Annotated in this window: 8 protein-coding genes; 2 read left to right on the forward strand and 6 right to left on the reverse strand. The window is 41.3% G+C overall.

The annotated features are described in order from the left end of the window. The first annotated feature begins 251 nt into the window (after nt 1–251). On the forward strand, nt 252–464 hold the full coding sequence (locus D9O48_RS02685) for a hypothetical protein (RefSeq protein WP_126970315.1): 213 nt from the start codon (nt 252–254) through the stop codon (nt 462–464). 60 nt (nt 465–524) lie between these two features. Next, nucleotides 525–1421 (forward strand): aldo/keto reductase, encoded by an 897-nt coding sequence (locus tag D9O48_RS02690; RefSeq protein WP_126970317.1) that lies wholly within the window; start codon nt 525–527, stop codon nt 1419–1421. Between the two features lie 62 nt (nt 1422–1483). Here D9O48_RS02690 and D9O48_RS02695 read toward each other — a convergent pair whose 3' ends face one another. From D9O48_RS02695 to D9O48_RS02720, 6 genes are all read right to left on the reverse strand, one after another. Continuing rightward, the gene (locus D9O48_RS02695) at nt 1484–4678 is read right to left on the reverse strand and encodes an efflux RND transporter permease subunit (RefSeq protein ID WP_126970319.1); all 3195 of its coding nucleotides are present in this window, start codon (nt 4676–4678) and stop codon (nt 1484–1486) included. Nucleotides 4679–4709: 31 nt separating this feature from the next. Next, nucleotides 4710–5825, reverse strand: a complete 1116-nt coding sequence (locus D9O48_RS02700) for an efflux RND transporter periplasmic adaptor subunit (RefSeq protein ID WP_126970321.1) — start codon at nt 5823–5825, stop codon at nt 4710–4712. An 18-nt stretch (nt 5826–5843) separates the two neighbouring features. Further along, complete coding sequence (locus tag D9O48_RS02705; RefSeq protein WP_126970323.1) at nt 5844–7184, reverse strand: TolC family protein; 1341 nt, start codon at nt 7182–7184, stop codon at nt 5844–5846. A 54-nt stretch (nt 7185–7238) separates the two neighbouring features. After that, complete coding sequence (locus D9O48_RS02710; RefSeq protein ID WP_126970325.1) at nt 7239–7829, reverse strand: TetR/AcrR family transcriptional regulator; 591 nt, start codon at nt 7827–7829, stop codon at nt 7239–7241. A gap of 79 nt (nt 7830–7908) precedes the next feature. After that, nucleotides 7909–8955 carry a PorP/SprF family type IX secretion system membrane protein gene (locus D9O48_RS02715; RefSeq protein ID WP_126970327.1) on the reverse strand — a complete coding sequence of 349 codons (1047 nt, stop codon included), beginning with the start codon at nt 8953–8955 and terminating at the stop codon, nt 7909–7911. Between the two features lie 18 nt (nt 8956–8973). Beyond that, nucleotides 8974–12627, reverse strand: a complete 3654-nt coding sequence (locus tag D9O48_RS02720; protein ID WP_126970329.1) for a DUF7948 domain-containing protein — start codon at nt 12625–12627, stop codon at nt 8974–8976. Nucleotides 12628–12776 lie beyond the last annotated feature (149 nt).

A 12776-nucleotide genomic window follows, 5' to 3' on the forward strand; every position in this document is an offset into this window, starting at 1 on the left:
TGGTGGTGATCGTAATTTTTTGTATCTTAATACTATGAGGCCTACTAGTCACCATATAATTTTTTCAACTACCTACATGCCTAGTAGCAATGCCTGCTTCTATAACAAACTGTATTACTTCTCCAACTATAAAGACTTTAATACCCTGGCCCCCCAACCATAGCTTTGGGGGGATGATTCAAACTCCATTTTGTTTCATTTTTCAAGGGTTAATTATGTTAAGTATAAAGTCATTCTCTTATACCAATCAAATGATTAAGGGTATAGTATTATTACTAAATCTGGTGATTTTAGTAAAAGGGTTTTATAATGAGTATTATTATATAGGATTGTTGTTTTCGATTCCTGTTACCTGTATTTTATTCCGCCGCCTGCGGCATCAGCATGATAATAACGACGGTAGGGGAACGGGAAAACATTCTTACCTGTATCAAAGACAGAATTTTAAAAAAACACATCCTTAGGATGTGTTTTTTTTGCTGGTATGCTTTTGGTTAAATTTATGGTGAAGCAATATTATTCTTATGCATTACAAATCTTTAGGGAATACAGAAATTAAAGTGAGCGAACTGGCATTAGGTGCAATGTCTTTTCCCAACGACGAATCGGCGGTAAGAGATATTATTGATGAGGCGGTTGCGCACGGAATAAACTATATAGATACTGCTGATCTCTACGAGAAGGGATTAAATGAAACACTCATTGGCAAAGTGATTCATGAAAAGAGAAAAAACCTGGTCGTCGCTACAAAAGTAGGCAACCGGTTTTCGCAGAACAAAGAAGGTTGGGAATGGGGACCGTCTAAAGATTATATTCTGAAGGCTGTTGAAGAGTCATTAAAGCGATTAAATACTGATTATATCGACCTCTATCAATTGCACGGCGGAACACTGGAAGACCCTTTTGATGAAATTGTGGAGGCATTCGAATTACTGAAAAAACAGGGTAAAATAAGATATTATGGAATATCTTCTATCCGCCCTGCTGTAATTCGTAAATATGCTGTTTCATCTGATATTGTTTCAGTGATGACGCAGTATAGTTTGCTCGACAGGCGGCCGGAGGAATCTGTTTTACCTTTACTCGAAGAACATAATATCAGTGTAATGGCCAGGGGAAGTCTGGCAAAAGGGTTACTGGTGAATAAACCGCCGGTTACCTATCTGGATTATTCTGATGAAGATGTAAAACGATTACAGGATGTTATCCGGGCTGTTGTTAAAACTGACCTTACAGCGACCAGTGTTGCACTACAATTTGTATTGAGCCATCCGGCAATAACCAGTGCTGTTGTAGGTATCCGTACTACAGAACAGTTAACTGATGTATTGGCTTATCTGAAAAGTATACGGTTAACGGAAAAAGAACGTCGGGCCATTGCTTCTATTCTTCCGGTAAATAATTATAAAGAACATCAATAAAAAAAGCACGCTATCAAGCGTGCTTTTTTAGTATTTGGAGAACCTCATTTAAGCGATCCGTATTATATTTTGCTATTGGCAATTTCCTGATCAATTGCTTCCTGCATTTTGGCTTCTTTTTGTATTTCTTTCAAACGTTTGCCATAAGCAATACGGGTGATGAGTACAAACAAAACAGGCACTACGAAGATGGCAAGTGTTGTTGCCGCAATCATACCACCCACAACCGTCCAGCCGATTGTTTGTCTTGATACCGAAGCTGCACCGCTGGCAAATGCCAATGGTAAGGTACCTAAGATGAAGGCTAATGAAGTCATTACAATCGGGCGAAGACGCAGCGATACTGCCTGTAAGGTAGCATGTACCACATCAATTCCTCTGTCAACCCTTTCTTTTGCGTATTCGACAATCAGGATGGCGTTTTTAGCGGCCAAACCAATCAGGGTAACCAAACCGATTTGTGCATAAACGTTATTGTCGAGATTCGGTAAGAAGGTTAATGTTAGAATCGAACCGAATGCTCCGATCGGTACGGCAAATAATACAGAGAACGGAATAGACCAGCTCTCATACAATGCTGCCAGGAATAAGAACACGAATACAATTGAAACGGTGAATACAATGACTGTACTATCACCGGCTTTGATTTCCTCTCTACTCATACCTGAGAATTCATAGCCGTAACCTTGCGGTAATACTTCAGCGGCTACTTCTCTCAGCGCCTCAATTGCCTGTCCGCTACTGTAACCTGGTGCAGGAGATCCGTTGATCTCAATAGAGCGGTAAAGATTATAGTGCGAAATCACTGAAGGGTGCTCCACAAGTGTAGCATTCACCAGGGTGTTTACAGGAATCATATTTCCGGCTCTGTTACGTACATAGTAGTTTTTCAGATTGTCGAGACTGGCTCTGAAGTTACTGTCTGCCTGTGCCATTACACGGAAGTTTCTACCATAAATATTGAAATCATTTACATAAGAAGATCCCAGCAGGGTAGAAATGGTAGAGTAAACGTCGTTTACTCCTACTCCTAATTTCATTGCTTTTTCTCTGTCAACATCAATTCTGTAAGAAGGTGTTTTCGTAGAGAAGAAAGTATAAGCCATTCCGATTTCAGGACGAGCATTTGCTTTAGCCAGAAACTCATAAGCAAGGCTTTCGAAGTCTTTAATCGGATCGGTTGAAGTGGTTTGTTGTAACACGATATTAAATCCGGCAGTGGCACCTAAACCCGGAATGGCCGGTGGTGCAATAGCGAGCACACGTGCTTCTTTAATATCAGCAGTTTTCGCCATGATCTGCTGAATCACACTTTGTACGTGTTGTTCTTTAGATTTACGGTCGTCCCAATGTTTTAAACTGACGAACATAGTACCTGCATTCGATTTGGTAGAGAAGTTGATGATGTTCAACCCGGCCATACCCCCAACGTTTTGTACGGCAGGAATATCTCTTACCCGTTGCATAATATCGAGCAACATATTTACACTTCTGGTGGTTGAGGTACCTTCAGGCATTTCGTATGTTACGAAAAGTCTGCCCTCATCTTCAATCGGAATAAAGCCGGATGGTTTTGTTTTAAATAGCCAGATCAGACCTACGAATAAACAAACCATCATTACTACTACATATGGCGTATGACGAATCCATTTACCTACGCCTAATGTATAAGAGCGGGTAATTTTACCGAATATTCTATTGAAGCCGGCAAAAAATTTATCGAGTAAATTTTGTTTGTCGCCGGGTGCTTTAGACGGTTTCAGCATCAGGCTACACAGAGCTGGTGTTAACGACAATGCCACGAATGCAGAAATTAACACCGATATGGCAATGGTAATGGCAAACTGTTGATAAAGCCGCCCTACGATACCGGGTATGAATCCAACCGGAACGAATACCGCAGCAAGAATTAATGCGATAGCGATTACCGGTCCGGAGATATCCTTCATTGCCTTTTTAGTAGCTTCTTTGGGCGAGAGCTTTTCATGATCGATATAGTGCTGCACGGCCTCCACTACCACAATGGCATCATCTACCACAATACCGATAGCCAATACGAAGGCAAACAAAGTAAGTGTGTTGATGGTGAAGTCGAAAGGAATAAAGAAAATGAAAGTACCTAACAGTGATACCGGAATAGCCAGTAAAGGAATTAAGGTAGCTCTCCAGCTCTGTAAGAAAAGGAATACTACAATTGTTACCAGTATCAATGCTTCGAGTAAGGTATGCATTACTTCGTTGATCGACACTTTTACTACCGACGCCGTTTCTAATGTAACGGTATAGTCAAGGTCTTTCGGGAAGTTCTTTTTCAGATTATCCAAAGCACTGATCACTCCTTCATAGGTATCCAGTGCATTGGCGCCGGGTGCCTGATAAAGTAATAAGAAAGCTGCAGGTTTTCCGTTTACAAAAGAGTTATTGGCATAAGTGAATTTTCCTAATTCAACACTGGCCACATCTTTTAAATAAACGATAGATCCATCCTGAGGATTATTTCTTACAATGATATTTTCAAATTGATCAACTGTATTGAGACGGCTGTTGGTGAGTACGCTATACTCAAACGCCTGTTCACTGGCTTGTGGTGTACCACCCAGCGTACCTGCTGCTACCTGTAAGTTTTGTGAACTAAGCGCTGCTGTGATTTCGGAAGGAGTCAGGTTCAATGCGGCGAGTTTAGCCGGATTCATCCAGATTCTCATACCAAAGTCATCACCGCGTGCAAATAAGTCACCCACCCCTTTTACCCTCAATAAGGCATCTTTCAGATAAATGTTGGCATAGTTACCCAGAAAGGTTGCATCGTGTGTACCATTCGGAGAGTAAAGAGTCAACACCATCATGATACTGGGGTTACGCTTTCTTACGGTAAGGCCTAATCTTTTTACCAGATCGGGTAATGTTGGTTCTGCTACCGACGCACGGTTTTGTACGTCAAGTGTTGCAATGTCGATATTTGTACCGATATCAAAGTTTACGGTGATGCTCGACATTCCACTGCTGGTACTGTTACTGGTAATATAAGTAATACCCGGGGTACCGTTTACCTGGGTTTCAATAGCTGTGGTAGTGGTTTGCTCAACAGTTTCTGCATCGGCACCGGTATAGTTACCCGAGATCGAAACGGTTGGCGGCGTGATATCCGGATATTGTGCTACCGGTAAATTCATCATCGCAATAATTCCCACCAATACAATAACGATGGAAATAACGATGGCAGTTACCGGCCGTTTTATAAAAGTATCTGCGATCATCTTAATTTACTTTAGAATTTTCCCAATGTGATTAGTTTTCCTGAGGAGCAATTAAACTACCTTCTCTTAATTTTTGTACGCCTTGCGTAACAATGGTTTCTCCTGCGCTTAATCCATCTTCGATAATGATAGTTCCACCAATCTCTCTGCCTGTTTTAATTTTTCTTTGTTCTACCGTATTGTCTTCTTTCACTACAAAAACAAAGAAAGAACCTAATTGCTCAACAACTGCTTTAAACGGAATAATTACATATTCGTTGGCATCGGTAGCTTTCACATTTAAGTTACCGTACATGCCGGGTTTCAATAAATGATTTCTGTTAGGGAAATCAAGTCTTACCCTGATTGTTCCGGTTGCCGGATCAACTGCACGGTCAATTACTGAAATAACACCGGGGTTAGCATATTTTTCTTTTCCGAATGTTAACTGGAAAGTACTATCGGAAGTCTTATTTTTTTCCTGATATAGTTTATTGAAACGATACACCTGTGATTGATCGATAAAGATATCTACAGCGATCGGATCGTCTGTTGAAACAGTGTTCAGAATGGTTTGTCCTGCACTTACAGGAGAACCGGTTTTCACGTTTGAAATACCGATTGTTCCGTCAAACGGAGCGGTAATATTCGTATAACGAACATTGGTTTGAACGGCTTTTATATTTGCTTTTGCGGCCTCTACCTGTTTTTGTGCAGCAGCTAAAGCAGCATCTGCATTATCCACCAGTTGTTTGGCAATCGCATCATTTTTATCCAGCTCGTGATAACGGTCAGCATCTTTTTGTGCTTTGATCATATTCGCTTCCTGTACCGCCAGATTTGCAACTGCCTGCTGATAAGTTGCTTCATACATTTGCTGGTCAATACTGTACAGTAATTGCCCTTTTCTCACTTTTGCTCCATCTTTAAAATGGATACCAGTGATAAAACCGTTTACCTGTGGGCGTAATTCAATTTGATTTAAAGGTGTTACTGATGCCGGATATTCATCAAAATAACTGGCAGAAGAGGTGGCTACCTTTTCTACAGTGACCGGAACGGCCTGTGGAGCGGCTGCAGCCGGGTTGGCAGCAGGTTTGTCTTTACAGGCAGCCAGGCTAAGCCCCGCTAATATGACTAAACTATAAGAAAATTTATTGAGGTTCATTGTTGCAATTAATTATGATTAATAAACTAAAGTTCCAAGGGCTTTTTGTACATCTACTTTACTCGATAGTACTAAATAGAGTGCATTGTAAAAATTAATACGGGCATTTCTTAAATCTGTTTCCGAGTTAATCACTTCCAGATAAGTTTTGATACCATTTTTATATTGTAAATCGATTACATCATAAACTTCCTGTGCTAACTGGAGATTTTCTTTCAGTGCCAGATAATTGGCAAGGTTAGATTTGTAATTTGCTTTTGCCTGTACATACTCATTGTTGATACTATTTTTTAAATCTTTCAGATTGTTTTCAATAGTATTCAATTGTAGCTGGGCAATATCAATATTGTACTTTCTTTTTCCTCCCTGGAAAAGTGGTACTGCAACGGTGATCGCGGCAAAAGAGTTGGTTAATGCACGGTCATACAATTTACCAAAGTCGTTATTCAGGAAGTTGAAGTTGTAAGCACCGGATGCATAAACATCAGGAATAAAACTCCACTTATTGTATTTCACATTCGCTTCCTGCAAACGCTTCTGCGTCATTAACTGTTGAAATTCGATTCTACGTTCGTATGAGTAATTCACCGTAGTATCAAGTAAAATTTCTGCTTCCAGCGCCACACTGTCATATACAACAGCTAACGGATGTTCTGTAGGATACCCCATCAGGTATTTTAACAGTGTTTCTCTTGCCAATACGTCTTCTCTTCGTGCTGCTAACAATGCTTTTGAATTATTCAGGGCAATGGTAGCTCTTTTGTAATCCGTTTTGTCGGTAATACCGGCTTTGTATTGATTATTGGCATCTTGTAATGAACGCTCCAGACGGGTAATGTCTCCTTCAGTTACCCTGACTTGTTGAGCACTGGCCAATAAACTGTAAAACGCCTTTGTTACATCCGCTACGAGGTCAACCTTTGTAGCAAAAGTTGTTTGACGCGCCATATCCCTCACTACATTTTTGGTAGAAGAAGCCAGTAAGGCATCTCTGTTAAAAATGTTCTGACGCGCGGTAAAGGATGCAGTCGAAGTGTTCTCAACACCTAAACGCATCACCTGACCATTAAAGAAAGTCGGCTGAACTTCAAAATTGTGTTGTAATAAATAACTGAAATTCAGTTGAGGAAACCAGTCTGCTAATTTTGCTCTGATAGTTTTTTCAGTAGACGATTCATTCAGAAACGCATTTTGTAATCTCGGTTGATTGCGCAAGGCAAAATTTACCGCATCATTGAGTGCGATTGTAGAAGGAAGCGTATCACTTTCAGTTTGAGCAAACAGACCAAGGGAAATACCGGAAAATACCAGCGCCATCCCGATGCTCTTACTCCATTTGTTGTGCAAGTGTACTTTCATGCTTGTCGATTTGTACTTTTATCTCCGAATCAGGGTTTAAATTGATAATTCTTCTTATTTTTTATGAATGCTTTCCCAGCTTATTTCAAAGATTTGAGTCATGATGGTTTCATCCATGGTTGTAAGCCCTTTTAATGCACATTTTACCGTCGAAATGATACAGCCGTACAAAACAATTGAGATCAATGTAGTGTCTAACTGTCTTATTATATCAACTTTCTTACCCTCCTCAATGAGGGCTCTGAACTGCACAAAAAACGGACTTTCCACAATGCCATCGTCTTTCTCTTTTTGAGCATAGGGGGAGTTGCTATACTGCTCGAGATACCACAGATAGCGGGGATGCTCGAAGAAAAACTTGGCAAGGGCAATCCAACCGTTTTTAAACCGGTCATAATAGTTTAAATCTTGAAACTCAGGCCTGAAAAAGTTGTCGTGAATTGATTGACGAATCTCTTTGGCTGTTTGAATCATTAAATCTTCTTTACTCTCGAAATAATGATAAATGGTTCCTGCGGCTACTCCGGCATTTTTGGCCACTAAACTCATCGGAGTACCTTGAATACCATATTCATAGATGAGGGAAAGCATGCTTTGCATAATAGCCTGTTTCTTACAGGCTACATCTTTCGATTGAACGTTCATTCAACAAAGGTAATCAATATTTTTTATGCATATGTTAAAGCTTGATCGTCATTTGTTAACAAGAAATGTTAAAAAAAGTTTAGAAAGTGGGGCAAAGAGTTTGGCGGTGTTCTTTAGAGTTTGGTAAATAATGGCCGGGTGCAATCAGTGAGAATTCAAATGCACCACGCATCTGGTTAAAATTCTTCATACCCGAAGTGGTAGCATCGTAGCTGAATACCATCCGAAGAAATTTCCATTGAAATCCAACTTGTGGAATAACGGCATCACCGCCGCGGTAAAAAAGGCCGCCAATCAGCTGTAACTCACCATCGCCGGAGAGATTATAATGAGCATTCATACCCAGCACATATTCGGAGGCGCCGGCCTGATGCGAATAGTATCCCATGGGGTTAATAATCCATTCGTCGCTGGTTTTTAAGATGGCATTGGCAAAAGCCGTATAACGTGGAGCGATTCTGTTATCTATGCCGGTTACATCCGCATCAAAAAACGATTCGCGGGGCCTGTTCAGGTGCCAGGCGGCTACCCCCATATTAATATAAACATCTTTTGAGGGAAAATAGGCATAGTTGACGCCTACCTGCATATCTAAATAGTTCACGTGGTTGTTGTCAATGACCACACTACTGGGAATATTGTGGTTAAAGAAATAGCCATCGAACTGATCAGGAAATCTTAAATCGTGCTGATTAATTCTTTTATTGGTAATACCTGCATTGAATCCGACTGATAAAAGATGGGCCACACCAATCATCTGGTGATAGGCAACGGAAGCATAGGCTTTTGTGGTGGTGAGTGCCCCTGAACCGGCAACATCTCTTAAAATCATACCACCCAGCCCCATCCATCCCGAATAGATCTTTTCTCTGAATACCTGTGCATCTCCCCAAACCGAATAAGTTTTGTAGGGAACGTTCATTACAGATGACCATTGATTGCGATAATTTACCCCAAGCCGGTAATCGGCGTCAGGAATGAAACCCGTATTGGCCGGGTTTGTTGACAGTGGAGAATTGTACCATTGCGAAAAATGCAGGTCCTGAGCAGATAAGGTGATTACCGCTGCCGTTGAAAGCACACTCAAGAGGAGTGCCTTTTTGATATGGTTCAATTTTCTGTTCATGTCTTCCGCTTTCCGGGGTTATCTAATCAATGTAATGTCGCCTGTTTTTTTATACTTCTCACCGTTTGTCATTTCAATTTCGAGTGTATAGGTATATACATCCATCGGCTGTAATTTACCATTGAAGGTACCGTCCCAGCCAATATTTTTATCTGTTGATTCGAACATTTTCTGTCCCCATCTATTATAAATGACCCACCGCATGTTCACAATTCCGTACCCTTTCACTTTAACAATACTGTTTTCTCCACCTCTGCCCGGCGTAAAGGCATTCGGAACATCAAAACTGGGATGTACTTCTGCTCGTACCGTTTGACGGGCAGTGTCAGTACAACCGAATTGATTAATGGCTACCAGAATCACCTCATACGTTCCACTGTATAAATAGTCGTGTGTAACAGGAGATCTACTATTGGTAGCGAATTCAGTACCGTCACCGAAACTCCATTTATATTGAACGGCATCTACTGATTGGTTCGTAAATACAAATGGTGAATTTGGTACCACTGTAGTAGGCGTATAACTGAATGCGCTCACCGGTTGATTGGCTACTGTTAGTGTAAAATAGGTAGTATCTATTTTGTTACAGGTAAATTCATCTTCAGCAATTAACCGCACGGTATAAGTACCGGGTTGTGTATAGGTATGGGTCGGATTCACGTCTGTAGAAGTGGCTCCGCCGTCGCCAAAATCCCATCTGAAACTGATACCTCCTAATGAAAGGTTGGTAAATTGAGCAAGATAAGGAAAACAGCCGCCTGGCTGTGTGGCTATTTGGGCTACCAGTGTTTCTGTTACCCTGAGATTAACCTCCAGTGGTTCTTCTGCATTACAGAATGCCGGATCTGTTAATGTCAGTGTTACTTTATAGTTGCCTTCGCGGGCATAAGTATGGGTTACAGCATCGTTGATGCCGGCTATTTGTGTGTGCCCGTCGCCAAAATCCCACCTGAACACGTTGCCACTAAAACTACCGCCCGATAATGCCTGGCTAAGGTTATTGAAGGTATATTCAAATTTTGTACAATCACTGCCGCGTGTGTAATCAAAGTTTAACAGCGCTTCGTTGTCTCCCACATGTACTCTTATTTCAGAAGTATCTCTCTCATTACAAGTGGCCGGATCAATTGCAATCAGGCGTACGGTATAAGTATCTACCTGATCAAAAATATGTGGCAATTCATAATGTGTGGTCGTTTCATTACGCACCATGGTACCGCTGCTGTTAAAAATTTGCCATTCGTAGCTTTTGGCCAGAAGCATGGTGTCTTTCAGAACAGTGCTGAATGGTACGCAACCGATGGTATCGAAGCGTTGTGTTTGTGCATTATAGGAAGAAACACCGGAAATTACACCGGTATAATTGAATGAAATTTTAATAGCTGCCAGGTTACAACCATTACTGCCGTTTACTCTTGACCATGCATTTACAGTGGTAGGAAAACGTACGTTCGGGTAAGTGCTTCTCATACAGTTCGCACATACGGCCATATAAATTACTCCCTGCTGATCGAAGCGGCTGGTTCCTCCGTCAATATGTTCGGGATATCCCTGGTTTTGTCCGAAATAAGTTCCATAAATCAGGCTGTCGGCATTCCGTGCCATTACCATAAAATATAAATCCTGATTGTCTGTTTGTGATTTTATGGCGTCAGCGGTGATGGGTAAACCTATCGTTCCTTCCATTCCGTAGTTATTGGGAAGTGAATTTCCTAATCCGCCCCAACCGGCAATATACATATTCTGACATCTGTCTACCATAAATGCAACGGGCGAAACATTGGCATTCCGGCCGCCTGATCCCCATACTGTTCTGAAATGCCAGGTATCCAGATCGGGTGAGAGTTTTCCTACGAATTGTTTTCCGCCATTATTAGAATAGTTGGCATTGATCACACTGAGTCCGCCTTCTGCAACCCCCATAATATAAATGTCACCGGCACGATCTGTCTGAATTCCATAAATACCATCAAAACGATTGGTACTGACAAATACTGTTTTTACCAGTGAGTTACCATTTGGTGAGATGATACTGATAAATCCATCTGCCGGTGCTCCCTGGAAGGTAGAGGAGTTGGCACCCAGAAAATCTGAACTCGAAGTAGCCCCGGCTACATAAATTTGCCGGGTAATCGGATGTTGTGTTAATACGAATGCTGCATCATCACTGCTGCCACCCAGATAACTGCTCCATAAAATATTTTGACAATTCACGTCGATTTCAGCTACTATACCGTCCTGTGCGCCGCGATGACTGGTATTAAAACCACTTCCGCGCATCGGGAAATTTGAAGACTGCGTTTGTGATACGATAAGAATATTTCCATTGTCTTTAAAAATGACTTCACTTCTGGAGTCATCGCCATAGAACCGGTAAGTTTGTCTGAATATATTGTTTCCATTCAGAAATTTATCCTGAATATTTACACCGTCATCACCGGATCCTCCAATCAGTAAAGAACCGATCAAAGCTGTTCCCGTTGCATTTAATTTGCACAGAGCTATATCAAAACCACCGCCGGGACCTTCTCTGGTGCCGGGAAAGTTAGAAGAGTTGGTTCGTCCGAGAACAACCAAATTGCCCTGCTCATCTGCAATTAAACTGTGAGGGTATTCGTGTGCATTACCACCAATATAGGTGGCGTACATTCTCTGTGAACCGGTACTGTTAAACCGGAATATTGATATATCTATTTCGCCCAGAAAGTTACCCTGAAAAGCACCGGTTGAAGTAGGGAAGCCCGGCCCCCATGAAATTCCTCCTGAGAATAAAGATCCGTCTCTGCCCGGGGTAGCCGTATAACCATATTGATCACTCGGGCTACCGGTAAACGAACTGAATACCAGGGATGGATCAATCACCAGGGTTTGATCAGCACCCGGAGTGTTTACTTTAAATCCGACAGATTGCGGGGATAATAATTCAAATTTTGTAGTTACTTTTTCACGTCCTTTCTGATCCTGATAAGTATAGCTTTCAGGAATATCTTCTATCATTTTACCTACCGAAGTAGTGATAATGAGTTGGTTTTTTACAATCTGTAGTTTTTGGGCACCTTCATAATCAAGAATTACATTTTTGGGATTACCACCCGGACGAACGATGATATCATACTTTAGTCCGCCCGCTGCACTGATAAACCGGATATCGATATTGGGATAAACGTTCCGGTAGGTGACTGCAGTGTATGTTTTGGCATTGGAGGCCCATTTGGAAGGGTCATTTCCGTAGAAGTAATTACTGGCTCCGCCTATTTCTTTTTCTCCGGCAATTTCGGGGTTTGGATTAGCATTTCTGAAAGTTACTTTAATGGCATGTGCACGATAATCCATTTCACCCATTCCTGCCGGTGGTTTTGAAGGGGCGGAAGGGAGTGGGTTGATTAAATTACTGCCGTCAGGAATGAAGATCGGGCCACCGCTGTTAGTGCTTTCCACATGAGGATGCAGCGCATGTTGAATACGGTGCATATCTTCAGTACTGTATTGAACAATGTAAAATCCGTCTTTTGCAAGGAAAAAAGCTCCGTCCGATAACTTCCCATGAAATAAAACACGCTTATCCCATTGTCCTTTATTTTCTGTGAAGTCATAAGAACTGGGAAGATCCTGGGCTGTTGACGAAACGGAGATCAGTAATAGCAGAAGCAATATACGGATCTGTTGTATCATGGGTAATTTTATTGAATTTAAGAAAATTTATTGACCATTCCTAATGGCAGAGGCCGATGCAATCATTAAACTTAGGAAATTTTCAATTAAAAGAACATTAATTACTAATTAACTCAATAATCAGCAAAACAAATGTTAAAAGCAATTAC

This window comes from Gynurincola endophyticus (assembly GCF_003991195.1).
GTDB lineage: Bacteria > Bacteroidota > Bacteroidia > Chitinophagales > Chitinophagaceae > Gynurincola > Gynurincola endophyticus.

Coding starts and splice junctions, on each gene's coding strand:
- D9O48_RS02685 (WP_126970315.1), top strand. CDS start 252: ATGATTAAGGGTATAGTATTATTACTAAATCTGGTGATTTTAGTAAAA.
- D9O48_RS02690 (WP_126970317.1), top strand. CDS start 525: ATGCATTACAAATCTTTAGGGAATACAGAAATTAAAGTGAGCGAACTG.
- D9O48_RS02695 (WP_126970319.1), bottom strand. CDS start 4,678: ATGATCGCAGATACTTTTATAAAACGGCCGGTAACTGCCATCGTTATT.
- D9O48_RS02700 (WP_126970321.1), bottom strand. CDS start 5,825: ATGAACCTCAATAAATTTTCTTATAGTTTAGTCATATTAGCGGGGCTT.
- D9O48_RS02705 (WP_126970323.1), bottom strand. CDS start 7,184: ATGAAAGTACACTTGCACAACAAATGGAGTAAGAGCATCGGGATGGCG.
- D9O48_RS02710 (WP_126970325.1), bottom strand. CDS start 7,829: ATGAACGTTCAATCGAAAGATGTAGCCTGTAAGAAACAGGCTATTATG.
- D9O48_RS02715 (WP_126970327.1), bottom strand. CDS start 8,955: ATGAACAGAAAATTGAACCATATCAAAAAGGCACTCCTCTTGAGTGTG.
- D9O48_RS02720 (WP_126970329.1), bottom strand. CDS start 12,627: ATGATACAACAGATCCGTATATTGCTTCTGCTATTACTGATCTCCGTT.